Annotated in this window: 17 protein-coding genes, 2 tRNA genes, 1 other RNA gene and 1 riboswitch; of the genes, 6 read left to right on the forward strand and 14 right to left on the reverse strand. The window is 53.2% G+C overall.

Translation table 11 applies throughout. The features are described 5' to 3' along the window. Nucleotides 1-2: 2 nt before the first annotated feature. A complete protein-coding gene (gene mdh, locus NATSA_RS12310) occupies nt 3-953 on the forward strand; it encodes a malate dehydrogenase (RefSeq protein WP_210512902.1) in 951 nt (316 codons plus the stop codon). Between the two features lie 175 nt (nt 954-1128). On the opposite strand, the gene NATSA_RS12315 is transcribed toward mdh, so the two are convergent. The 4 genes from NATSA_RS12315 to NATSA_RS12330 form a co-directional block, all read right to left on the reverse strand. Further along, a complete protein-coding gene (locus tag NATSA_RS12315) occupies nt 1129-1935 on the reverse strand; it encodes an NYN domain-containing protein (protein WP_210512903.1) in 807 nt (268 codons plus the stop codon). A gap of 94 nt (nt 1936-2029) precedes the next feature. After that, nucleotides 2030-3622, reverse strand: coding sequence for a lipopolysaccharide biosynthesis protein (locus NATSA_RS12320; RefSeq protein ID WP_210512904.1), 1593 nt, complete (start codon nt 3620-3622; stop codon nt 2030-2032). Continuing rightward, a complete protein-coding gene (locus NATSA_RS12325) occupies nt 3600-4034 on the reverse strand; it encodes a type II 3-dehydroquinate dehydratase (RefSeq protein ID WP_210512905.1) in 435 nt (144 codons plus the stop codon). The genes NATSA_RS12320 and NATSA_RS12325 overlap by 23 nt, the downstream gene beginning before the upstream one ends. Continuing rightward, on the reverse strand, nt 4031-4435 hold the full coding sequence (locus NATSA_RS12330) for an HIT family protein (protein ID WP_210512906.1): 405 nt from the start codon (nt 4433-4435) through the stop codon (nt 4031-4033). Before NATSA_RS12330 ends, NATSA_RS12325 begins: the two co-directional genes overlap by 4 nt. A gap of 173 nt (nt 4436-4608) precedes the next feature. Between NATSA_RS12330 and NATSA_RS12335 the strand changes: the two genes are divergently transcribed. Then, a tRNA-Lys gene (locus NATSA_RS12335) sits at nt 4609-4681 on the forward strand. A 66-nt stretch (nt 4682-4747) separates the two neighbouring features. Here the strand turns inward: NATSA_RS12335 and NATSA_RS12340 are convergent. The 7 genes from NATSA_RS12340 to NATSA_RS12370 all read right to left on the reverse strand — a co-directional run bounded on the left by NATSA_RS12340 (nt 4748) and on the right by NATSA_RS12370 (nt 13900). Beyond that, a complete protein-coding gene (locus tag NATSA_RS12340; protein ID WP_210512907.1) occupies nt 4748-5266 on the reverse strand; it encodes a hypothetical protein in 519 nt (172 codons plus the stop codon). 99 nt (nt 5267-5365) lie between these two features. Next, the gene (locus tag NATSA_RS12345) at nt 5366-6613 is read right to left on the reverse strand and encodes an MgtC/SapB family protein (protein ID WP_210512908.1); all 1248 of its coding nucleotides are present in this window, start codon (nt 6611-6613) and stop codon (nt 5366-5368) included. Between the two features lie 92 nt (nt 6614-6705). After that, nucleotides 6706-9126 carry a TonB-dependent receptor gene (locus NATSA_RS12350; protein WP_210512909.1) on the reverse strand — a complete coding sequence of 807 codons (2421 nt, stop codon included), beginning with the start codon at nt 9124-9126 and terminating at the stop codon, nt 6706-6708. A gap of 93 nt (nt 9127-9219) precedes the next feature. Next, nucleotides 9220-9315, reverse strand: a riboswitch (TPP riboswitch). A gap of 61 nt (nt 9316-9376) precedes the next feature. Further along, a complete protein-coding gene (locus NATSA_RS12355) occupies nt 9377-9817 on the reverse strand; it encodes a vitamin K epoxide reductase family protein (protein WP_210512910.1) in 441 nt (146 codons plus the stop codon). Between the two features lie 4 nt (nt 9818-9821). Beyond that, nucleotides 9822-10481, reverse strand: coding sequence for a DsbA family protein (locus tag NATSA_RS12360; protein ID WP_210512911.1), 660 nt, complete (start codon nt 10479-10481; stop codon nt 9822-9824). Nucleotides 10482-10534: 53 nt separating this feature from the next. Continuing rightward, entirely contained in the window at nt 10535-12451 is a 1917-nt protein-coding gene (locus tag NATSA_RS12365) for a serine hydrolase (protein ID WP_210512912.1), read from the reverse strand. Nucleotides 12452-12466: 15 nt separating this feature from the next. Beyond that, complete coding sequence (locus NATSA_RS12370) at nt 12467-13900, reverse strand: M14 family zinc carboxypeptidase (protein WP_210512913.1); 1434 nt, start codon at nt 13898-13900, stop codon at nt 12467-12469. A gap of 183 nt (nt 13901-14083) precedes the next feature. On the opposite strand from NATSA_RS12370, the gene NATSA_RS12375 reads away from it, so the two are divergent. The 3 genes from NATSA_RS12375 to NATSA_RS12385 all read left to right on the forward strand — a co-directional run bounded on the left by NATSA_RS12375 (nt 14084) and on the right by NATSA_RS12385 (nt 19993). Next, a complete protein-coding gene (locus NATSA_RS12375; protein ID WP_210512914.1) occupies nt 14084-17203 on the forward strand; it encodes a S8 family peptidase in 3120 nt (1039 codons plus the stop codon). Between the two features lie 202 nt (nt 17204-17405). Further along, complete coding sequence (locus NATSA_RS12380) at nt 17406-19004, forward strand: bifunctional GNAT family N-acetyltransferase/carbon-nitrogen hydrolase family protein (RefSeq protein ID WP_210512915.1); 1599 nt, start codon at nt 17406-17408, stop codon at nt 19002-19004. Nucleotides 19005-19021: 17 nt separating this feature from the next. Next, nucleotides 19022-19993, forward strand: coding sequence for a YpdA family putative bacillithiol disulfide reductase (locus tag NATSA_RS12385; protein WP_210512916.1), 972 nt, complete (start codon nt 19022-19024; stop codon nt 19991-19993). A 155-nt stretch (nt 19994-20148) separates the two neighbouring features. Here NATSA_RS12385 and ffs read toward each other — a convergent pair. Both ffs and NATSA_RS12395 read right to left on the reverse strand, forming a co-directional pair. Next, nucleotides 20149-20242, reverse strand: an RNA gene (gene ffs / locus NATSA_RS12390) — signal recognition particle sRNA small type. 67 nt (nt 20243-20309) lie between these two features. Next, a tRNA-Ala gene (locus NATSA_RS12395) sits at nt 20310-20383 on the reverse strand. 225 nt (nt 20384-20608) lie between these two features. Between NATSA_RS12395 and NATSA_RS12400 the strand changes: the two genes are divergently transcribed. After that, complete coding sequence (locus tag NATSA_RS12400; RefSeq protein WP_336244715.1) at nt 20609-21520, forward strand: OmpA family protein; 912 nt, start codon at nt 20609-20611, stop codon at nt 21518-21520. Between the two features lie 113 nt (nt 21521-21633). Here NATSA_RS12400 and porZ read toward each other — a convergent pair whose 3' ends face one another. Further along, entirely contained in the window at nt 21634-23982 is a 2349-nt protein-coding gene (porZ, locus tag NATSA_RS12405; RefSeq protein ID WP_210512917.1) for a type IX secretion system anionic LPS delivery protein PorZ, read from the reverse strand. Between the last annotated feature and the right edge of the window lie 394 nt (nt 23983-24376).

The raw sequence follows: 24376 nt of genomic DNA on the forward strand, positions 1-24376 counted from the left end.
CTATGAAAATTACTGTAGTTGGAGCCGGCGGCAACGTAGGATCAACCGTTGCCTTGACCATAGCTCAAAGAGATTTTGCAAAAGAAGTCATCGCCGTTGACCTGGAGATAAAAAAAGATGACAAATCCTTTTTCCCATCCAAGGGCCGTGCCCTGGACCAGTGGCAGACAGCACCGGTACTCAACTTCGATACCCGTGTAAGAGGTACCGTTGATTATGAGGACACAGCCAATTCCGATATCTGTGTTATCACCGCCGGACTGCCGCGGAAGCCGGGTATGAGCCGGGACGACCTGCTCAGTGCCAACATGAACATAGTAAAAGATGTTACCGAGAAGCTGGTCAAGCATTCACCGGACACGATCATCGTAGTGGTATCCAACCCGCTTGACCTGATGACCTATGTTGCCTGGAAAGCCAGCGGACTTCCCGCCACCAAAGTAATGGGTATGGCAGGAATTCTTGACACAGCCCGTTATCGTGCCTTCCTCGCCGAGGAGCTGAATCTTTCCCCGAAAGACATCCAGGCCCTCATTCTTGGCGGACACGGTGATTCCATGGTCCCCATGCCGCGTTACACCACGGTTTCCGGTATTCCTGTGACCCACTTTATCGGCAAGGAAAAGCTTGATGAAATCATTGAGCGCACCAAGAAAGGCGGCGGTGAACTTGTAGGGCTGATGGGAACTTCGGCATGGTATGCACCGGGCGCTGCGGCAGCGCAGATGGTTGAAGCGATTGCCCTCGACCAGAACAGAATCTTCCCTTGTGCGGCTTACCTTGATGGTGAGTTCGGACTCAAGGATCTGTATGTCGGCGTGCCTGTCCGTCTGGGCCGCGAAGGCATCAAAGAGATCGTTGAGATTGATCTGAACGATGAGGAGCAGGAGCTTCTGAACACCTCGGCCGATCATGTAAGACAAGGCCTCGAAGATCTCAAGCGCCTTTCGTGATACTGAATGAGCCGGTCAGCGTCTGATGACGGCCGGTATATTTATGAAAAGATCTGAAAAAGCCCTGCCGGCATTGACGCTGGCAGGGTTTTTATTTTACATTGCTTTCAGGGCGTCCTGAAACGGTCTGCACCAATTCAGTCAGCCTGGGACTTTGCTTCACAGGGCGCATGCATCAGGGCGCAGATACCAGAACGATATTCTGGGCAACCAGTCCCTTGTCATTCTCGACAAGGTCAAATTCAAAGATCAACTCCCTGCTGGGGAGAAAACTGGTGTCAAAATCGGCCTCAAATTGTGACACATGTGCAAAAACGGTACAATAGGGGGAATCCGGTGAGCGTGAATCCGTAATCCACAGTTTGTCATTGATCTTTGCCAGATAGCGCATGAAGCCATAACCGTCGTTATGGGAAAAGTCATAGCAAACACCGCGTACTCGGGATCCTACCGAGCCCCATTCGTAAGGTGATTTTACGGGCAGCAGGCCGGGAATAACATATCCCGATACATAGAGATCGACCTGGCGTTTCAGCGCGGCATCCATGTTGTCAAAACCGATGAGCTCAACGCGGCACCCGTTATCCTGCATGGCATTGACCAGCCGGGTGAATTTTTCATTATGGGTCAGCAGAACCATGCGGTCCAGCTCCCGTGCCTGGGACATGGCATCCACTGCCATATCCACATCTACAACTCCCTGGGAGATAACTTCTCCGGTATCGGGATCAATAAGGCGGTCAACCGGGCGTTCGATAACCTTGTACTGAAAATCCCGGAGCACTTCGCAGAATCTGGAAGTTTTTGCCTGGTAGTTTTCGTCTTCTTTGGCCCGGCTGCGGTCGTAAGCCAAATAGACGTTCAGCCGGGATGCTCTGCTGCCATCTCTTCCGGCAAATTTTCTTAGGATATCGTAGCGCAGGCCATAACCACCATTCATTGTTACACTGACTGCGTCCACGTAGATGCCGTATTTACTCATAAAAAATTCCTGAGGCTTAATGATTTAGTAAAAAATTGCGGAAATAGTAGCGATCGATTTATAGATAGCAGCTTTTTTATCCAAACCTGACTACCTACACTTCCTGGCGTCTTTCAGCCATTCCAATAGTCACCAACAACAACAAACTTAATATAAACAAGACCATCTTTGCAAACAAAGGTTCAAAAAAATCAGTGGCAAAGCCATGGCCCAAAGCTACGACACTACCGGAAAATAACACAATTGCGACACTTTTTCCTATTTTATACGGTACTTTATAAACTGATTGCGTCAAAACGTACATCAACATGGCCATGGACAGAAAACAAAACACGGCCACCCAAACGGCTCCCTGCATTCCGAATACCGGAACCAGCATCATATTGCCGGCCAGCGTGATCAATGCCCCGATAATGGTAATGCCTGACAGATGCCACATTTTTTCCCTGATAAATACACCGGCCATGAAATTCAGGAACCACCCCTGAAACCAGTAAGCAAGCAGAAGCCACGGGACAATGTAAAGACCCATCCAGTATCTTTCGTCAATCAGTGTTCCGTCGAGCACCGGTATGCGGATTTGCACTATTTGCTCCACAAACAACCCGACACCGATGTAAACAACTGCAGCGGCAATGTTGAACCAGGTAAACACTTCAGCAAAGGTTTTCCGTGCATCATCACTGCCCGACTGCCTCATGAAAAACGGAAGCCATGCCATCCGGAACATCTGTACGGCAAGCAGCATAAAAACCGAAATTTTAATACATGCATTGAATATCCCGGTGATATCATCTGCATTGTAATGTGAACCGTACAGCCGGTCGATCGTCGACTGAGGCATATTGTTTACGGCGAAACGACTGAGCACTTCATTAACCGCGTGGCTGATGCCTGCCGGAATGTAGGGAAGTCCGAACCAGAGTGCCCTTTTTATGACGGCAGTGTCCCACTTACCCTGATACATATGCCTGGTGAACCATGCCAGAATTATCATAGTAACAAATGATGCGACGGCGTTGCTGACCAGGACAGCTTCAATCCCCCATCCTGCAAATACTACCAGATATACGTTCAGGCAGACGTTGATGATCACGTTGAACAGCCGGATAAAAGCATAGGTGTACGATTTCCGGATAAGACGGAGTTCTGCAAAGGGCACCATGCACAGGGCGTCAAGCCAGAGAATGGCAAGCATGAGATAAAACAGGTGCTCGCCGGACATGGTTATGAGTCCGGCCGTACCGGTCCCGGCGGCAGCTTGAATACCCGGATCCGAAGCGGCCGCGGCCTGTGCGGCTGATCCTTCCAGGCCGAGCAGCGGAGCCAGCAGTGGCATGAAAATCCAGGTTACCAGCACCAGCAGCGATGCCCCGCCGAACAAGCTCAGCTGAATGGTCTTGAACACGTTTCGCGCCTTCTCCCTGTCAGCACCATACCGCAGATAGGAAGACTCCATTCCGAATGTGAACAGTACATTCAGAAATACGATGGCCCCGAAGATAAGGCCGATTATTCCGTAGGCGGCAGGATCAAAATACTTGGTGTAAAACGGAACCAGCAGATAGTTGATGAACCGGGCGAGCACACTGCTTATGCCGTAGACGAGAGTATCTGAAAAAAGCTCGCGAAGTTTGCCCACAAAGGTTACCTGCCTTGATTTATTACGATGTTTCCCGGTTTTCAAGAAGTGCCCGGACAGCCATGACATACCCGGAAAAACCGAAGCCGCTGATCATACCGCGGCACACTCCGCCGGTCAGTGAGGTATGCCTGAACGACTCCCGCGCATGAATATTCGACAGGTGCACCTCGATTTTGTCCTGCGGAAGCAGTGTCAGGGCATCACGAAGCGATACCGAGGTATGCGTGAGTCCGCCGAAATTGACAATGATTCCGTCAATGCTTTCATCCCTGGCCGCGTGGATGCGGTCGATCAGCTCTCCCTCATTATTGCTTTGAAACAAGTTGAAGGTGACTTCAGGAAACGTTTCAACCAGAAGATCCATCAGGTCATCCTGCCCTCCGGAACCGTAGTGCTTCTTTTCCCGGTGTCCAAGCATGTTCAGATTGGGCCCGTGCAAAATCAGGATGTTCATGAAGCAGACTCCCACTCCTTTCGGATGCGGTCGGACAATTCCTTCATCTGCTCATCCGGAACGGTAATGTTGTTTCCCAGGGCGACCTGCTGTTTTTTATCATATATGGGGACAAGATGGATGTGGGCATGCGGCACTTCGAGCCCCTCTACGACGATGCCGGTCCGGATCGGAGAAAGCGCCCGGTCGATGGCATGTGCAATCGATTTGGAAAAAACCATCATATCCCCGAGAAGTCCGTCATCCAGATCGAAGATGTAATCGGTCTCCTGCTTTGGAACTACAAGCGTATGACCTTTGCTGATGGGGCGGATGTCCAGAAAGGAGTAGAAAAGCTCATTTTCCGCAATTTTCCAGGACGGGATCTCGCCATTAATGATTTTTGTGAATACTGTTGCCATAGCGCTGTCGTTTTTGTAGTGGTTACATTATTCAACTGCAAGCTGACAGGTAATGTAATCACAAAGGAGCACAAATTCAGCTGCCGGAACAGACAGAGTCACAGATTGTTCCGTATTTTTTCTTGAAATGGTAGTTGATACTGCTTATATTTGAAGTCTTTCGAAGTTCAGGCGAATCGGTAGCTCAGTTGGTAGAGCAACGGCCTTTTAAGCCGTGGGTCGAGGGTTCGAGCCCCTCCCGATTCACTACCCCTTAAGCCCTTGCAGGTCAAACTCTTACAGACTTGCGGGGCTTTTTTATTACCAAGCCCTTCAAAACGGAAGCCGCCCCCCGGCCGAAATGGCAAACTGATCAAACCCGTTAACCGATACTTTGGGCTCGATATAAAACAGGATCGTATCGTAATCAAGCTCCAAACCGGCGCCTCCGTTGAATCCGAATTCACTGCCCTCGGTTACTTCGGGAGATGATCCGGCTATCGGGCGCTCGGAGCTCCAGCTCGCATAGTGACCGCCTCCCATCAGATAGAGCCGGAACATTTCCCCGTTGTAGAGATAAACGCCGGCATTGAGATTGACTTCATAAAATGACGGGCTTTGATACTGCGGGTCGTTCACAAGATAGTAGGTAGCGTCTGCACCCACCCGGATTGCCGAAACAGGTATGTAATACGCGCTGAAATGGAGTCCGGCTTCGGCTTCATCGGTAACACTGGTGCCGTAAGTCGCTCCGAGTCCAAATTCATACTCTCCGCCCATCTTCTGGGAAAGTGCAGCGGCAGGAAGCATGATTATTACGGCGACGGAAAAGATTATTCTTTTGATTATCATGGCATGGAATGGGCTAAGTCGGAAATTTCCGGGATATTTTCAGCAGTCTGTACAGGCGGCATCATGAATCACCGGCCGCCAGTATCCGGAGCAGAAAGATCAGGCGAAAAGTATCAGAAGCAACGCCGCTACCGCAACAACACTGAATGCCGGCAACACGTGCCCGGCAATCGTTTTTCCGCCTATCAACCGAATAATCGCAAATTTGAAAATCGTATTTGAAATCAATGCGGTAAGGATCAGCTTCCACCCCAGGGAAACCTCAATAGTCTGATTCTGAACTTTCTGAGACACCGAAAGTGTAATGGCATCCATATCCGCAAGTCCGGATATACCGGCGACGAGATAAAGTGCTTCAGATCCAAGATATTCGGTTGTGGCTGTTATTACAAAAAGAATAGTTACGTAAACTGCCCCGAACGTAAGAGCGGTGCTCAGCTCACTGGGGTTGCGCTGTTCGGGCATGCTGTGTGAGCTTTTTTTCACCTGCCGGTATGCAAACCATGACACCCCCACCGATACCACGAACATAATCGCAACCGGCCAGATCATCTGATAGAAATAATCGGGTGCCATGACAAGAATTTCAATGGCGATGCGGGGATAGACCATGGCCGATGCAATAATGATCACCACAGCGGCATGCAGTGCGCCTGTCGGTGCTCTTGCCGTGATTTTCGAGTAACTGACCGTGGTTGCCGTACTCGAGATGATCCCGCCGAGCATTCCGCCCAGTGCGGTCCCGGCACGATCACCCATGAATTTGTACACCAGATACCCACCAAGGCTGATTCCCGTGATCAGCACGACAAGCAGCCATGTCCGCTGGGGATTAAACACCTCGAACGGTCCGAAGGTCTGATTGGGCAGTATCGGCAGTATAATAAATGTGATCAGCACAAACTGCATGATCGCCTTGATATCTTTCTCATCAAGACGCGCCAGCGCTCCTCTGAGCTGAGGTTTGATCTGAAGAAGTATGGCCGTGCTGCCGGCAATGGCAGCCCCGATAATCCAGGGTCCCATGGTCAGATAGGCCCCGACACCAAACATCAGCAGCAGGGAAATTTCAGTGGTCATGCCAAATTCCGTACTGCCGCTTTTCATCTTCATGACGTTGCCGACCACGATGATGGTGATCACTCCGAGCAGGCCGAATCCAAGAATAAGCGGTGAGTACGCCTCTGCAAGATAGGCACTGATGGTCCCGAAAAGCGTAACAATAGCAAATGTCCGGAAACCGGCTATACGGGTGTCCTGGAGCTCCCGCTGCATCCCGACCAGAAGACCGAGAAGCAGCGAAATCCCAAGCGTCTGAAAAACCGTATAGAGCTCAGTTTCCTGCATCAGTGTTCGCAATTTTGTTGCTGAAACGTACCAATATAGGAAACTTGCGGCAGATTTTTTAAGTCGTTGATGTTTCCGTTTATGATTCTGCCCTAAAACGTAACCGTAACTCCGCCAAGAATGTGGCGCCCGGCCTGCGGGAAGTAATAATTCTCGCGGAACTCGTCTTCACCCGCAAAATAGCCAAAGGTATAGCCGTTGGATTCGTAGGTATGATCCAGGATATTATTGACCATCAGCTGGAACCGCACGCTGCGAACCGTCTGAAGTCCGCCCCATTCCCATGAAAGCCGGATGTCGTTGACCCACCAGGGATCAATAGAACGGCCGCTGTAGGATGTGTTGTCCAGATACTGCCGTCCGACATACCGCGAGTACCAGTCGATGCCGGCACTGCCCTGCTGCCAGCTCAACTGTGACGCAGATACAACTGCGGGTGAAAACGCAATGTCGGTATTCTCGTGGCGAATTTCATCCTGGCCGACAAACACCCAGTTTTCATCAAAACGGTCGATCCGTTCGACAAACTCCGGAATCCGGTTCCGGCTCAGCGTCACATTCCCGTTCCACTGAAGCGACCGGCTGATGCGGAATGCCGCCTCCAGCTCGACACCTGCGCGGTAACTTTCGGGAACATTGGTCCGGACCGGGTCCCCGACGTCGTTGATATCGCCGGTATTGATCAGCTGATTGTCATACCACATGAAAAACGCATTAAGCCCGAACTGCAGCCGGTCCCATCCTCCCCGGTAGCCGGCTTCTGTATTGTACAACGTCTCAAAACGGGGCTGATAGTTTTCCGTGGCATCCGTGAAATCACGACGGACCGGCTCCTTGCTCGAAATTCCGAAATATCCGTACACGCGGCCAATCTCACCGAGATCATAGGTGATCCCGCCTTTCGGATTGACAAACAGAAAATCATGAGTCTCGTCCAGGATACGCTGGTCATTGTTGATACCATCGAGCGTGTACCGGATGCCCCGGACCTGAATGTCACCAAAAGCGCTCAGCCTTTCGGTAAGGTCAATCATCGCTTTGGCATACAGGTTTCCGTCCGTTTTTTCTCCTTTGTTGTCATAATAGCGATCACCCAGTTCTGCCGGACTCGCCACTCTTGTCCACACGATTTTCCCGAAGTGATCCCCGTCATAGTGGTTCAGTCCGCCGCCAAAGGTGAGCTGCCAGTTCTCTCCACCCTTGTAATCCACCGAAAACGTCGCACCCGCGAAATGGTTGTCAAGCCAGCGCTGCCGCACCAGGTCCGTATTCTCTACCGTTTCCTGCCCGATCGAAACCGGCTGGAAACCGTAACTCGTCAAAGCGTCGCCCTCCCGGAATTCCTCATAATATCCGGCACCGCGGGTGTAATGAAGGGAAAGGTTGCCGGATAAGCGGTCCGAGATTTTGCGTGAATAATGAAGCTGGTAATGCGTCTGGGTGTAGTTGTCGGTCTGATCGTCATAGAAACGTGTCTCCCCGTCCGGCCCGGTGTACATTCCGGCCGGATTGAACCTGCGGTTTTCGTCAAGCTGGTCTTCATGAACACCGTACCAGGCCTGATAGGTCTCTTCCTGACCGGAGAAAACGTTCAGTTTGAGCAGGCTTTGATCGGTGTGCCTGGTGCCGGACAGGAAAAACGAGCGAAGGTCGGAAGATGCGCGGTCAATATATCCGTCGGACCGGATGGAGGACAGACGTCCATCAAAGGCCCAGCCATTGCTCATCAGTCCGGTACCCGTGCGGATGTTGTTCTTGAACGTATTGAACGAGCCGGCACTGCTGTTGATTTCTCCGTAGGGATCGGACTGCAGCGTGGTGGTCTGAAGGTTCACCGTGGCCCCGAATGCGGCGGGTCCGTGTGCCGACGTTCCGACTCCGCGCTGGATCTGGATCTGCTCTACCGATGATGCGAAATCGGGCATGTTGACCCAGAAGACGCCGTGGGACTCGGAGTCATTCAACGGAATACCGTTGACGGTAACGTTAATTCGTTGCGGATCCACGCCGCGAATCCGCAGACCTGTGTAACCAATACCTGCCCCGGCATCCGACGAGCTGATCACAGACGGACTCATTTCCAGCAGAACAGGGACATCCTGACCGAGATTTCGTTCCCGGATCTCTTCGCGGCTGACGTTGGAATAGGTAACCGGCGCACGTTCATCGACCCGGAATGCTTCGACCAGAACTTCGTCACTGATGATGGTTGCCGGTACCAGGCTGATGTTTTTTTCACGCTTGCCGGACCAGTTCACCTGAACCTGAGCCGCTTCATAGCCAACGTAGCGGATTTCAATTGTGCCGGCTCCGTCTTCTCTGAGCTCGAGTTCAAATTCGCCCTGACTGCCGGATGTGGTTCCGTGATCCGTCTGGCTTTGAATGATGGCGGCACCCGGCAGCGGTTCACGGGTCTGGGCATCGCGAACGGTTCCGGTGATACTTTGTGCAAACGATGCGGAAGATCCCGCGACAAGTACAAAAGTGAAGAAAATCGTAATGAATGACTTCATAGCTCCTCCAAATTTTTCGGATGATTCTTCAATTTGAAGGCGCTGTACAACAGGAGAGCTGCTTTCCGATGACAGACTGTAGTTAAAAAAAAGCTGCAATCGGTCAGGTTTCCCTACGCCGGTATTATCCGGTTCAGGTGATCGGGGTATGATCTCAGCTCGTGCGTACAAGCACCCCCAACCTGTATGGTTGACAAGTGCATAATATACGCATCATAATCACCTTAAGCCAGCGGTTTTTGCTTTCGGGTCAGACCGTTTCCGCTTTTGCCCTGGCATGCAGGAAAAAGGACAGGATCATCAGCAGGGTGGTGGTCCCGGCCGAAACAAGGCAGAAGATGCACAATGCTTCGATGACAAAAAACATGAGGTAGACCAGCCACAGGGAAAAGAAAAAGGCGGGAACCGTTACGAATGGCAAATAGTAGAATACGGCTGCCTTGCGTATATCCAGCCAGGCGACACCGGCTACAAGCATGAGTGTGTAAAACAGCACGCCCATCAGTGCGACGGGAACCGGACCGATTGTTGCGTATTCGCTGAGGGCCACTTCATCACAGCCCTCAATCACCGTGCAGGTAGGCACTCCGCCCAAATAATGTGAAGCTGTGAGATAAACCGCATCGGCAAAGCCGACAATTGCAATCACTACAAATGCAATCACCATATAGAACACGGAATCTTTGCTCATAATACTACTGGTATGAAATGATCAGATCCCGGTAATCATCCAGCGAACGGGGATTCTCGACAGCTTCGCCGTTAATGAACAGAGAGGGTACAGAGCGGACGCCCAGTTCCTGACCGTCTTCGTAATCCGCCTCGATACGATCGGAGAGTTCGGGATCCTGGAGGTCTTCATCCAGCTGATCCATATCCAGTTCAATGGAATCGGCAAACTGCCGGAAAATGGATTCTGCGTCACCCCGTGACCACTGCTGCTGATTGATATAAATCAGGTCATGCATTTCCCAGAAAGCATCCTGACGTCCGGCGGCCTCGGCATAGCGCGAAGCAAGACGGGAGTGCTCGAAGTTCCTGAGCGGGAAATGTCGGTAGACAAACAGCACATCATCGCCAAGCTCTTCACTCAGCCGGTCGTCCATGGAAGCGTAGAACCGGCAAGCCGGACACTGAAAATCGCTGTATTTGACAACAATCACACCGGCGTCGGGATTGCCCTTGATCCAGTCATCCTGACGCGGTTCAAGAATTTCTTCGTTTACCGAATTGCCGGCACCCGCAGCAGTGGTTTCAGGCGCTGCAGATTCATCATCGGCCATCCGGAACATCACCAGTGTAACGGCAGCAAGTCCGACAACAAGTCCGCCCCAAAGCGCAAATCGTTTACTCATAAATAGTTGGTTAAATGGTAAGTAATGAATTCTAAAAGTACAAAAAAACGGGCTTATTTAACTGAGGGTTTAATGTAAAACTCGCTTACTCGCAGTCGTATTGTTTCAGCCTCTTCATTTTCTCCCAGGCGTTCTTTAATATCGGCCCGGGCGGCATGTGCTTTCCCGGCCACCCAGGAGTCCGGAAAGGAACGGGCTGAGCGGGTAAGCAGTTCAAGGGCGTCTTCAAACCCTGCGTCATGCTCCATCAGCCGGAGCCCCTCGCGATAATCCTCTTTCCATTTGAGAGCGACCTCATCCATACGGTCCGCTTCCTGAAAAACCTCAAACTCCGGAACACTGACTTTGCTGTTTTTTTCCAGGATTTCGGGTCGCCGCCGGCTGAAATACTCCTCCAGTGCCCGTACATAGCCCTCGGCCTCGAGCCGGTTGTAACCGGGATCTTTGAGGCGCTGTTCTTCTTCCGGATTGGTGAAAAAGGAGGCTTCGACAATGACGCCGGGAATGCCGTAGGAGTTTCGAAGCACATTGGTTCCTGCTGACGGAAAGATGGTGTGGTCGGAGACGACGCTTACCGGGGCTTCACCGCCGAAAAGGTGCCTGTTCATCTGCTTTCCCATGATTTCGGCCAGCTCGACCGAGGCCCGGTTTTCACTGGCGTTGCCGTGGAAATAGACGATCGGAAAGTTGACTTCCGGATCGGCAGTGGCGTTGTGATGCACCGACAGGAAAACGTCGGCATCATTTTCAACAGCCAGCCGGGCGCGGTCCTCAAGTTCCACCTCAACATCCTCAGTGCGGGTCATCAGTACTTTTGCTTCCCGCTCTTCAAGCATTTCCTGCAGCTTGAGGGCCACGCGGAGATTGATCCACTCCTCCCGCTCACCGGCTGGACCAACCCGGTAGTCGTCATAGTCAGCTGTCCCGCCATGTCCCGGGTCCACCGCCACGATGCGTCCCTTCAGCGGGTCACCGGCAATGGGTTTCGATGCCGTCCCGCGATCCGCCTTTCCGGATGTTCGTGATGTCATGTAGTTATACACCTTGCGCGAAATTTCAGCCCCTGTCTGATGCCCGACTGCGTGTTCCGGCAAATCCTTGGACAGAACGACCAGCACGTAACGGCGTCCGTCCGGAAGGAAAACAATCCCCGAATCGTGCGTGATTCCGGTGATCGAACCCGTTTTGTGCGCTACTTCCACCTCATCGGGCAGTCCGGCGGGGATCATGTTGCGGTAGTGCTGATCTTTGAGAATGGAGATCACTTCCTCCCGGGCGTCTTCATCAAGAATGGCACCTTCGGCAAGACGCTGGTACATTACAGCCATGCCGCGGGCTGTGGTCTCATTGTTCATTCCGGCCTCAAATGCGGGCATATCTTCCACACCGCGAAGCACGCGGATGCCGTCAGCACCGATTTTTTGCATCGTGCGGTTGACACTGTCGGCATTGACATGTTCGATGACCAGGTTTGTGGCCAGGTTTCCGCTTCGCACGATCATGGAATAGACCAGTTCTCGAATGGCCATTTCCGAACCCAGGTGCTCATACAGGGCATCGCCACCGTCGCGGTCGATGCTCAGCTCATAGGTGCTGCCATCGGCTATGCTGACAAATTCGTTCTTGACGGGAAGCGTGTCATCGAGATCAAAACGGCCGTCCATTGCCTGACGGTAGACTTCGATCATGACCGGTGTCTTCATGGTGCTCGCCGCATGAAACCACTCGTCGGCATTCACAAAAACTGCCGAATCGGGCTCATCGACGTCGATGAATGCAACGCCGTAGGTTCCTTCGGAGCTGCTGATGAGGGTGCGGATGTGCTCCTCGAGCTCCGTGAGTGACTTCGGCGCATCTTCACCGTTGGCGCCCTTTGCATCTTCGCTGCCATCAGCCGGATGGCAGGCCATCATCATCACCGGCATGGCTAAAGCAACGGCAATGCAGAGCGGATATATAAAGGAGTTCATGATTTCTGATTTGAATTAGCGGAAAATCAGGGCATTGCCGACATCCGGAACCGGCTCCATGACATCCACCACAAAGCCGTTGATAACCACATAGGCCACTTCATCGCCGCGATAAAGCGCCAGATTGGCAACCCGTCCCATTTTTGGTCCTGCAGGCTGCCGTCCGCGCGGACCAATCAGGTTGAGCGGGAAATCCGTGTGGCGCCCTTCCGGGAGCTCTTCCACCCTGACAGCCGTGTATCCATCCCGCATGAGCGACACCGGATCGACCGCCGCCAGATCATCTTCGGTGGCAAAGGTATCGGGATACACCTTGCCCGAATCCACCCGGAGTCCGGAAGCGTCAAACTCCTCATAGCCGTCAAAGGTGGACAAGTCCCCGACTTCACTGATCGTGCCCCGTTTGTAAAAATCGGTGGCTCCGTTGATGTTGACTTCGGAGCGGTTGACAGCCAGATCAAGCTCAAATTCGTGCTCTTTGAACGGCATGGTCACATTCCGGAAGATGGCGCTGTGCAGGCGAAACCGGTTGGGCGGGATATCCTCGTACTGCTCGACAGTGTGAGATTCGTAGGTGGTACCGGCAATGGAGCGGAACGACTCCAGCAGAAGCAGATAGTTCAGTTTGCGTATGTACTGCTTTTCGGGATCGCCTTTCATTCCGCCGCTTTCAACCAGTATCGTGCTGGTCCCCCACTTCTGGATGTTATCGCCGAACGCCCGCGGCTCAAAGGTGTCTGAAAACGTCGCCACATGTCCGGGTATGAAATCCTGCAGCATCTCGTCAAGCCGTGCGATCAGTTTCATGCTGCGCTCCCTGACGGGATTGATGCTGCGCTCTTCATCGTAGGCCGGAGCCAGAAAGGCGATAATGGTGCTGTTGGGCGTATCACCGGCCGAGTATCTGATGCTCTGGTCGTGCAGATTGAACCCGAAATCGGCGTCAAGATCATCCCGGACCCGCTTCAGAATCTGCGACCCCGGCGACTGAAGCTGGAGCGCATCGCGGTTCATATCGATGCCGAATGCCGTGCGGCGCTGGTAGCGCTGGGCTCCGTCGGGATTCAGCATGGGAATGGCATGGATGGTGATGTTCTCCAGGATTTCGCTGCGAAGATCGTTATGTACATCGTCTGCCGTGAAAAAATGAAACAAATCGAACAGCGCCATGGTTGCGGTGGGCTCGTTGCCGTGCATCTGCGACCACAACAGCACCGATGTGTCACCCGAGCCCATTTTCAGCCGATAAATATCGCGGCCTTCGGCAGACTCCCCCTCATGAATGAGATCGATATCCGGATGCTCACCGAATTTTTTGACAAGCGGCATGATATCATCGTGTTTGAATCTGCGGTGATTCAGCGAGGGTTCGCGATAGGCTTCATAATCGTCATACATCGTCCGGGCAAAAGTGCCTGGATCGTCCCCGTCTCTGGATTCTGAACTCATAGGCATACTGAGAAGCATCAATAATGGCAAAAAAATGATAAAGAGTCGTAAATTTAAGGATATCTTCATGGATTAAGGCTGCCTGAAGGTGTGGATTTCATCCCTGACCTCACAAATATATCGAATGAACGCTCTGTTCCCAAATACGGGTTGTTTTATTGATACCTCAATACCGTGTCTTTTATGAATCACTGCCGGCCTCGTCCCACTTTCTGTGCGCTAATCATCGCCTTCTCGGCTCAGCTGCTGCTGTTCGCCGGCATTACGGCTGCAGAAGCCCATACCGGCGGCGACCGGGAGTATCTGCCCGGCCGGCTGATCGTCAAGATGGAGGATGAGCAGACTTTTTTTCAGGAAATGCAGAAACGGGACACGCGCCATTCCAAAATACCGGATAATGGTCGGTCCGGATGGATTGCGGCAGCTGCTGACGGTCCGGAGCCCATGCTTTCAGTATATATGGAAGAATACGGAATGCGTGACATGCAGACGGTCTTCCGCAGGAATGCATCCGACGGACTGGGACGTCTGAAGCGGGCCGGATCCCAACCGGATCGTCTCCGGGAGCTGGCCGAGGGCCTGGAACGCACCTACATGATCAGCTATGCCTCGGATGAAGACCCGATGACACTGGCCGAAGAGCTGAGCCGGCTGCCCGGCGTGGTCTATGCCGAGCCGCATTTCGTACATGAAACCACCGGGAACATGTCCGAATCGGCCGGACAGATCCGGGAAACCGTGACTGAATACATCCCCGATGACCCGAGAATCGGCGATGAAGGTCACGACTATTTCGGCTATCAGAGTTTTTTCGGTGCCTGGGCCCTGAGTCAGGGATCATCCGATGTGGTCATCTCCATTGTCGACAGCGGCGTTTTTTATGACCATCCCGACCTGAGAAATAAACTTTGGCGCAACCCGGAACCCGGTCGGGCCGATGAGTTTTTCCGCTGGACCATCGAAAATGACACCATAGGCTGGAATTTCTGGGAAAGCGGCGATGTGTTTATCGGCGAGGAGCCCGAACAGAATGCCGATCCGGTCGGAAATTACTCCACACACGGCACCCATGTCGCAGGAACCGCCGCGGCGGACACCGACAACGGCATAGGTGTTGCCGGCACCGGATTCAACGCCACCTTCATGCCGGTCAAGACAGGCGGCACCAGAGACTATCCCCGCAACATCGCCTTCGGTTATCATGGCATCCTTTATGCCGCAGTGAACGAAGCCGACATCATCAACTGCAGTTTCGGCGGTACCAGCTATTCCGAATTCGGGCGGGATGTGGTCGAATTTGCCACCGCATCGGGCTCGCTTGTTGTGGCAGCTGCCGGAAACAACGGAGAAGATGTGCTCTTCTACCCTGCCGCTTTTGATGACGTTCTGACGGTGGGATCCGTCCGGCGCCAGTATGACGATGTCATTTCCCACTTTTCCAATTACGGGTTTTATGTGGATGTATTTGCGATGGGCGAGGCGCTTTTGAGCACTTTTTTCGAGTACGATTCCGAAGAAGTGAGCTGGAACGCCACGTATCAGCGCAATACAGGAACATCCATGGCCGCACCGGTGGTGAGCGGACTTGCGGCGCTGATCAAGGCCGGAAATCCCGACTGGTCCCCGCAGCGCATCGCATCACAGATCCGTACCAATGCCCGCTCCATCAGGCAGACCAATCCCGAGGAAAAATACGAGCACCGGCTTGGCCGCGGACTGATCGATGCTCAGGCAGCGCTGGAAAACATGAAACCCGGCCTGCGGTTTGTTGATTTTGCTTTTGAATCCCCGGACGGTGACAAGCTCAATGCCGGCGAAAGCGGGTTTCTGACACTTCAGGCCGTAAATTTCGGCGAGAGCAGCGGCGGCATTGACGTCCGCATCACCCCGCAGCAGGACGGTCTGGAGCTGCAACCGGAAAGTCAGTCCACCGGACAGGCCAAAACCGGCGACACCCTTTCCCTCACGTTCGAGATCACCATATCCGATGACTATCGTCTCGATGAAATCCCCCTTTTCCGGATCGACATGGAAGACCCGGCGCTGGACTATGACGATTTTGCCATGCTGGAATACGAACGGCTTCTGTTTGATGTGCTTGACATCAATACCATCACGGCCTCGGTCTCATCCGACGGAACCATCGGATACATGGATGCGCTGTCGGCGCGCGGCGGTGTCGGTTTCATCCCCGACGAGTACGATAATGTGCTGTTCGAGGGCGGATTGATGATTTCCGCAGAGCTTGAACGTGAGAATGCCGGACCGCACATCCCGGTTACTGTCAACCAGGTTCGTGACTCCACCGAAATCACACGCCACTTCCTTCCGGAAAAAAATCTCCGTTTTACGGCCCCGGGCAGTGTTTCCGACCTCGACGGCCTTGCCGAATTCCGCTCAACGGAACACCCTGTTGCCGACGCGCTTTCGGTCAGGATGAAAACCTATGCATTTGCGGCGGAACCGCTTGACCAGTCGTTCCTGGTCACCTATGAAATTACCAACCGCAGCATGAACACCTATCACAACATGCATGTCGGGCTGTTCAACGACTGGGATATCCGTGAGGCAGACACCGACCGGACCGGCTTCATCGAGGAAGACAGTCTCATTTATGCCTATGACCCGGCAGGTCCGCCCTATGTCACGGCGGCTCAGCTTGGTGCGGTATCCAGCGCCTTTGCCATCGACAACACCTCGCCCATGTCATTGCCCGAGGCCGGTTCCCGCGAAGACAGCCTGCGCTTCGGCATCTATTACCGGGAAGCCGAGGCCAATTATGACGGTTTTACAGATGCAGAAAAACGGCTCTCACTCACTGCGGGCACCGAACGCACGACCATCGAAGACACGGATATTTCCATCGTGACCGGAACCGGTCCGTTCACTGTGGGTCCTTTTGGCCGGATAACGGTCGGATTTGTTTATGCCTGGGGGGAAGATGTTGATGACCTGCGCAGCCAGGTGGCCGCTGCTCGTGAGCTTCCGGACATAAGGGTCAGCCGCCCGGGGGAATATCGCCGCGAACGTGATGAGCCGGAGCGCGCCAAACTGTATCAGAACTTCCCCAATCCGTTCAGCAGCAGCACAATGATCGAGTTCTACATGACGGAGGAAGGACCGGCCGAACTTTCCGTTTACGACGTGCTGGGACGGCGTATCGCCACCATCTTCGACGGAGAAGCCGACCGGCAGATCAATCTGGTCGAGTTTAATGCCGGCAGACTGGGAAGCGGAGTCTATATCGTCGTTTTACGGGCCGAAGGCCGGTCTCAGGCCATTAAGATGACGCTGGTGAAATGAGCCGTTAATCCTGCCGTTATATGCGGCGCAGCCGTTTCCCCTGTGACAGCCTCGTTTGCTTGCTTTCCGGCTGCGTTACAAATTGAATTTCCGCAATGAATCGAATTTGTGATGCGTTTTTGTTTCCATTCGATCGGTTTAATAACTTAAGTCCGTTCCGCAGAGCGGTGTCACCCTAACCACTACTATTACACTTTTCCATATGCCATCAGATCACAGCAATCCCAGTCTTGAGATACGCCCGCTTTCACTTAAAGATTACAAGTCCGTCAAAGCGCTGCAGCTCAAATGCTTTCCCGACATGGAGCCTTACGAATACAGGCACTTCCGGTCCCAGCTCAAGCATTTTAATGACGGGCAGATGGGGGTTTTCTTCGACGGCAAGCTGATCGGATGCAGCAACAGCCTGATTCTTGACCTTGACGAGTACTCAGCGGACCACACCTGGGAAGAGATCGCAGACGACGGATTCATCCGGAATCACGACCCCGAGGGCGACACACTCTACGGAATAGAGGTTATGGTCGACCCCGAATACCGCGACATGAAAATCGGGCGCAGAATTTACGAAGAGCGGATGGAGCTGTGCCGGCGCCTGAATCTGCGCCGGATCCTGGTGGGCGGACGGCTGCCCAACTACCATAAACATCAGGACAAAATGGACATTTACACTTATGTCCGGTCTGTGATGAACAAAAAACTTTACGATCCGGTACTGACCTTTCAGCTTCAAAACGACTTTGTGGTTAAGCGGATCATCCGGGACTATCTGGAAGAAGACACCGATTCGTGCGGATATGCCGCGCTTCTGGAGTGGACCAACTTCGAATATCAGGCCCAGGAGCCTAAACAGCGCATCACATCAATGCCCGTTCGGCTTTGCTGTGTGCAGTACCAGATGCGAAAAATCTCCAGTTTCGATGAATTCGCCACACACGTAGAGTATTTTGTGGATGTCGCCTCGGATTACAAATCCGATTTTGTGCTGTTTCCCGAGCTGCTGACCACGCAGCTGCTCAGTTTCCACGAAGAGAAGCGGCCCGGACTTGCCGCCCGCGAGCTGACCACCTACACCGACAGGTACATCGAGTTTTTCCAGGACATGGCCCTGAGCTACAATATCAACATCATCGGCGGGTCGCATTTTACCCTGGAAAAGGACAACGTGTTCAATGTATCCTATCTGTTCCGGCGCGACGGCACATACGAGAAGCAATACAAAATTCACATCACACCCGATGAAAGTCTCTGGTGGGGAGTGCAGCCCGGTTCCATCCCGAAGGTATTCGACACCGACCGGGGCAAGATCGCCATCAACATCTGCTATGATGTCGAATTTCCGGAAATGGCACGATATGCCGTCGACAACGGAGCCAACATCCTTTTTGTGCCTTTCTGTACCGATGAGCGCCACGGATTTACCCGCGTGCGCACCTGTGCCCAGGCGCGTGCCATCGAAAACCAGATTTACGTCGCCATGGCGGGAACCACCGGCAACATCCCTTCTGTTGAAAACATGGCGATTCAATATGCGCAGTCAGCCATTTTCACTCCGTCCGACTTTCCATTCAGCCGCGATGGCATTGCGGCTCTTTCGGATGAGAATACCGAGATGGTGGTACTGGCCGACATCGACACCGAAGTGCTCCGGCGATCACGGCACTCAGGTACCGTCATGCCGCTCAAAGACCGGCGCGGCGATCTTTACAGTGTCCAGTTCCGGGATCTGTCCGAGCACAGCCGGGTGATGCCCGACGATCCGCCGTTTGATCCCGAAGGCGATGAAGAAGAATTTGAATAGAAAATAACGCAACCATTATGATCACGATTATCGGTGCGGGTCCCATCGGACTCGCCTGCGGAATTGCATTGAAGAAGAAGGACATCCCTTTCCGGATTATCGACAAGGGCTGCCTGGTCGATTCCGTGTTTCACTATCCTACCAACATGACCTTTTTTTCCACCTCCGACCGGCTGGAAATCGGAGGGGTACCGTTCATTTCTCACGGCATGAAACCCACGCGGCGTGAAGCGCTGGAATATTACCGGCGTGTGGCGGAAAGCTACGAGTTGCCCTTGCAGCTGTATGAAGAGGTCACCGACATCCGCGGTGAGGACGGCGCTTTTACCGTAACAACGGACAAGGGTACGTACGACAGCGAAAAAGTGATCATTTCAAGCGGTTTTTACGGCCGGCCGCACCGCATGAATGTTCCGGGCGAAGACCTTCCGAAAGTGAAGCATTATTACGATGAGCCCCATCCCTATGCGTTCATGAAAGTGCTGGTCGTCGGAGCCGGGAATTCGGCTGTGGATGTCGCCCTGGAGTCCTACCGGTGCGGGTCGCAGGTATCGATGGTTATCCGCGAGCCGCAGATCAAGGAGACAGTCAAATACTGGGTCAAGCCGGATATAGAAAACCGGATACGTGAGGGCTCCATCCGCGCCTGGTTCAACTCTGAGGTAATCGAAATCCGGGAGGATGAAGCGGATATCCGGACGCCGGATGGTGTGATCACCATTGAAAATGACTATGTGATGGCCATGACGGGGTACGAACCGGATTTTGAGTTGCTGAAACGCGCCGGTATCACCTTTCACGGCGATGAGCAGATTCCCTGGTATGATGAGCAGACGCAGCTGAGCAATGTGCCGGGGATTTATCTGGCGGGCGTGGTCTGTGGAGGACTGAACACCAGTAAATGGTTTATCGAAAATGCGCGGGTGCATGCCGATATGATCGCCGATGACATCGCATCTGCGGACCGTGTTTCGCGGTTGTCATCGTGATTTTGTCTGCGACGCCATTCACAGCCTGAGATAACATGGAAAGAGCTCGATAGAATCAAAAAGGAATCGAAAAAGCCTGGTATAGAAAAGCAGGTGAAAAGGCAGGCTAAAGAAGAACATGGCAAGGGCAAAAATGCGGTTGAAATAAAAAGGGGTAAGCGACCTGCATCGCACCGCTACGACCTCCTGCCGCTGCTACCTTCCGGTCCTGACGGAGTTGAGAGGGAGCTGGTCGTGCAGGACTTACCCCATTTTCTGTCCTGAAGCCAGTCAAACAACAAAAAGGCCCATCCTGAAATGAGCCTTTGTTTGAGTGTGGAGCCACGGGGATTCGAACCCCGGACCTCTTGCATGCCATGCAAGCGCTCTAGCCAGCTGAGCTATGGCCCCGAATTGCCATGACAGTAAAGAACATTTCAATGACAGAAAATAAAGATAACAAATCCCCTTCCTCTATGCAATATCTTACAGCATTGCCAGGACAATTAATCACACACAACAATTAAAAATAACGGAGGGGGCCGCGGTTCCGTATTTACTTTTACAGCAATTTTGATTTCTTTTTGTGTTAAATTACAGTGATATTTTTCATCCAATTTCAACCGGAGAACCCACGTGAATATTCAGCGATTATCCCTGTTTGCCTTCCTTCTCATTTTCAGCCTGGCCATGACCCAGACCGGATGCCGGACTGCCGAAGAAGTGACCGAAGAACCCGACGAAACGGTAGACACTGACGGCGACGGTGTTCCCGATTATGTTGAACTTGAAATAGGAACCGATCCCGAAAATCCTGACACCGACGGCGACGGACTCACCGACGGCGAAGAACTTTATGAGCATAATACCGATCCTCTTGTTGCCGATACCGATGGTGACGGGCTGTCTGACGGCGACGAAGTGCTGGTTTACGGCACCGACCCGCTGAATCCGGATACCGACGGCGACGGCCTGTCCGACGGTGACGAAATTCTGCGATACCGCACCGATCCGCTCGACAGCGACAGCGATGATGACGGCCTGAGCGATTACGATGAAATTTATGTCCATGGCACCGACCCCAACAATCCGGACACCGACGGGGACGGATTTACCGACGGACAGGAGATCGAAATGGGCACCGATCCGCTTGACCCCAACGATCCACCGTTTATCGAAGAACTCAACACCATTAATTTTGATTTTGACCGGTCCAATATCGACCAGCGCGCGGCACGACAGCTCTCTGAAAATGTGGAAGCTTTGAAAGATGCCCCGAATTATCGTGTACGCGTTGATGCTTACACCGATCAGGTCGGCGGGGACCAGTACAATCTGAGGCTGAGCCAGCGGCGGGCCAATGCGGTGGTTACATTTTACCGCGAAAACGGCATATCAGAAGACCGCATCGAATCGCGCGGGCTGGGCAAGGTATCGACATCAGCCTGTCATGATGATCAGCCGGATGATCCGGGATGCCGGGCCGATCGCAAGGCTGAAACCATCCCTCTGCATCCGTTCCCGCAGCGACCTGAGGCTAGACGGTAGGGCAGTGAACAGTGATCAGTGTGTCAGTGTGTCAGTGAACAGTGTGTCAGTGAACAGTGAACAGTGTGTCAGTGAACAGTGATCAGTGTGTCAGTGTGTCAGTGAACAGTGTGTCAGCGGATGACGACTAGTTTGCCTACGCCGCGCTGGTCGTTCTGGCTGTCCACGGCTACCATGATGTAGACTCCGGTGGCGACCCGCTCGTTGTTGAAGTCGCGCACATCCCATTCGACCCGGCCACCGCGTGTTTCCAGCCGCCGGACCAGACGTCCGTCCACGCTCAATATGCGGAGTGTGGTTTCTGGTGAAAGTCCGTCGATCACGACGCGCTCGTCGTCTTCATCGCGGTAGGAAAACGGATTGGGATAGATGAAAAGATCGTCCATATCGGCCACGCTGCCGCGGACGACATCGGTATAGCTGACCAGTCCCCTGTCCGTGGCCATGAATACCTGTCCGGTCTCATCGTCATATGCCACAGACGATACGGAGTTGGAGATCAGCGGGCTGTTATCGGTTGTGAAGTGTTTTACGGCCCGGTGCCGTCCGCCGTCTTCTTCGATCAACCAGACGCCTTCACCCTCGGTGCCGATCCATTTCTGATTTGCCGAATTTACGGCGATGCTTGTCACATGGCTGGTCCGCAGCAGGAACGGGGAGTCAGCGGTTTCATCGGCGTTGATGATCAGACTGGCCTGCCGGTCGCTCTGGCTGCCGTCGATAACACGCTGCGGGAAGGTAAACCGCGCCAGCCCGCGCTGGGTGCCAATCCAGATTTCACCTCTTCGGTCCTGCACAACGGCATTTACTCTGGGATGGGGCAGATTTCCCTGGCCTGTCTGATCCCGCAAAATAACTCCGTCTTCAATTTGCTCACCGTCTACACGTTTGACCACCATCCCGCGGCCGTCGTTGCGGTCATTGATCATGGGAATCCAGAGCTGATCGTTGGAATCTACAGTAACACGATCGTACCAGTCGGTACCGGTCAGCCCCTCGAGCCTGGGGAAAACGGTCCACTCTTCGGTTTCCGGGACGAACCGGTAAAGCGGATTGATAGTGTTTCCGTGGCTGATTGCCCACAACTGATCGTTCCGGTCGGCTGTCATTCCGGTAACGACCAGGAAGCTTGATCCGGGTGTAAATCCGTCGAGAATGGAGTTTTCCGTGTTCCAGACCGTCACTTCGTTGGTGTTTCTGTCATGCTGGACAATTCCGCGCCCCCATGAACCGAAGAAAAAGTGATCGGCAGTGGCTGCGGAGGTGAACGCACTGTGAAAGCCGTATTCGGCGAGGACTTCATCGGTAAGATCGTTGTAATTTTCCCACTGATCGTCGCGAAACAGATAGTAGCCTGATTGCGTGCTGCCGGTTCCGCGGCGGCCCCGAAGGTTGTTGGAGCCGGAGCCCAGAACGCCGTCGCGCACCACCAGATCCGAAAAGCTGTTCATGTAGGGGCCTTCGGGCAGATACTGCTCATGAACTGCACCGGTTTGCAGCTCTTTGACATACATCCCCTGATTGGTGGTGCCGATGATCAGTTGCTGCGCGGCTTCATCCACCCATGCATAATGAAGCGGCAGGCCGTCATCCGGTGCAAATGTCATTTCGGAGCCGGCTTCCGCCCGGACAAAAACCTCCTCATCGTTCCATGCAACCATATAGTCTTCGTTCGGAGATGTTTTCAGGTGCTCGATGTCACTTTCACCGAAATATCCGGCCTGCTGCCAGGTTTCACCTTCAAAGCGCCGGATTTCACCTCCCATCAGAACGTATACATCCCCGCCAAAGGTAACGATATCCCGCACGTTGCTGCCCAGGCCGGACTCCGGTCCGTAAGATGTCCAGCTGTCCGGAACCACAAGGTCATCGCCGTTGGTGCCCGAAACGGCGACGCCTTCGGGAGTAGCTGCGAATATCCGTCCGTCCATTACGGCCACGCTGTTGACTCTGGAGCCGCTCGGGAAATCGCCAAGATTGGAGTAGGTGTCGATGGTGACTTCCCGTTCCGGCTCAAAGAGGACCATCCCGAAATCGGTTGCCACGAGCACCTCATCCCCCATCATCACAAACTGATTGACACCGCGCGGGCTGAAGCGGGTTGCGCGGGCAATGTCGCTGAACTGGCGGAATCGGCCGGTTTCCGGATCGTAGGATTCGAACATGCCGTCACTGTATCCCAGCCAGAGAAGTTCGGTTTCCCGGTCGTAGAACATGGTTGTCGGATTGATCCGGTACATGCCGTCGATGGTGGTGATGGCGCCGGAGATTTCGCCGTTTTCGACGGAGAACAGGCCGCCTTCAGAGAATGCCCAGATGGCGCCGGACTGATCCTGTGTCACTTCGAGAACCGTTGAACGGGAGGTGTACGCCTGCCAAGTTCCGATCGGCTGGGCAGAGCTGATTTCCGAAAAGAGGATTGCGGCGAGCAATCCGGCCAGCAGACAGGCAGTGTGTTTCATAATCGGATGATGTGTTTCCTTTGGAGTGTTGCAAGCATCAGTTTGATGTGACAATAGTAATGATGCGCGGACTGATCTGCGATGCGGGTGTATGCGATTTTATATATGGTGCTGGTGTTGATGCGGTAGTATGGTACGTATTGTGTGTTTCGGAATTTGGTGCAAAAATTTAGTGAAAAGCATGGCACGAAAGCTTTGCACGGAAATTTGACACGAAAACCTGGCACGAAAATTTGCTACGCATCTACAGGTTTGCAGTGCATAAGAGCTTTCAGGTACGATATGAATAAAATAACGGGTATGAAAGAAATATCATTGCCGGAGTTGCTGTTAATATTTGGTGGTGGAAGTTATATTTCAGTGTGTCAGTGATCAGTGTGTCAGTTAAACAGTG

Source organism: Natronogracilivirga saccharolytica, assembly GCF_017921895.1.
In the GTDB taxonomy this organism is placed as follows: domain Bacteria; phylum Bacteroidota; class Rhodothermia; order Balneolales; family Natronogracilivirgulaceae; genus Natronogracilivirga; species Natronogracilivirga saccharolytica.

Excerpts from the sequence above, each read along its gene's own strand:
- NATSA_RS12355 (WP_210512910.1), bottom strand. The coding sequence starts at position 9,817 with ATGAGCAAAGATTCCGTGTTCTATATGGTGATTGCATTTGTAGTGATT.
- NATSA_RS12315 (WP_210512903.1), bottom strand. The coding sequence starts at position 1,935 with ATGAGTAAATACGGCATCTACGTGGACGCAGTCAGTGTAACAATGAAT.
- NATSA_RS12330 (WP_210512906.1), bottom strand. The coding sequence starts at position 4,435 with ATGGCAACAGTATTCACAAAAATCATTAATGGCGAGATCCCGTCCTGG.
- NATSA_RS12360 (WP_210512911.1), bottom strand. The coding sequence starts at position 10,481 with ATGAGTAAACGATTTGCGCTTTGGGGCGGACTTGTTGTCGGACTTGCT.
- NATSA_RS12380 (WP_210512915.1), top strand. The coding sequence starts at position 17,406 with ATGCCATCAGATCACAGCAATCCCAGTCTTGAGATACGCCCGCTTTCA.
- NATSA_RS12370 (WP_210512913.1), bottom strand. The coding sequence starts at position 13,900 with ATGAGTTCAGAATCCAGAGACGGGGACGATCCAGGCACTTTTGCCCGG.
- NATSA_RS12365 (WP_210512912.1), bottom strand. The coding sequence starts at position 12,451 with ATGAACTCCTTTATATATCCGCTCTGCATTGCCGTTGCTTTAGCCATG.
- NATSA_RS12345 (WP_210512908.1), bottom strand. The coding sequence starts at position 6,613 with ATGCAGGAAACTGAGCTCTATACGGTTTTTCAGACGCTTGGGATTTCG.
- NATSA_RS12385 (WP_210512916.1), top strand. The coding sequence starts at position 19,022 with ATGATCACGATTATCGGTGCGGGTCCCATCGGACTCGCCTGCGGAATT.
- NATSA_RS12350 (WP_210512909.1), bottom strand. The coding sequence starts at position 9,126 with ATGAAGTCATTCATTACGATTTTCTTCACTTTTGTACTTGTCGCGGGA.
- mdh (WP_210512902.1), top strand. The coding sequence starts at position 3 with ATGAAAATTACTGTAGTTGGAGCCGGCGGCAACGTAGGATCAACCGTT.
- porZ (WP_210512917.1), bottom strand. The coding sequence starts at position 23,982 with ATGAAACACACTGCCTGTCTGCTGGCCGGATTGCTCGCCGCAATCCTC.
- NATSA_RS12340 (WP_210512907.1), bottom strand. The coding sequence starts at position 5,266 with ATGATAATCAAAAGAATAATCTTTTCCGTCGCCGTAATAATCATGCTT.
- NATSA_RS12325 (WP_210512905.1), bottom strand. The coding sequence starts at position 4,034 with ATGAACATCCTGATTTTGCACGGGCCCAATCTGAACATGCTTGGACAC.
- NATSA_RS12375 (WP_210512914.1), top strand. The coding sequence starts at position 14,084 with ATGAATCACTGCCGGCCTCGTCCCACTTTCTGTGCGCTAATCATCGCC.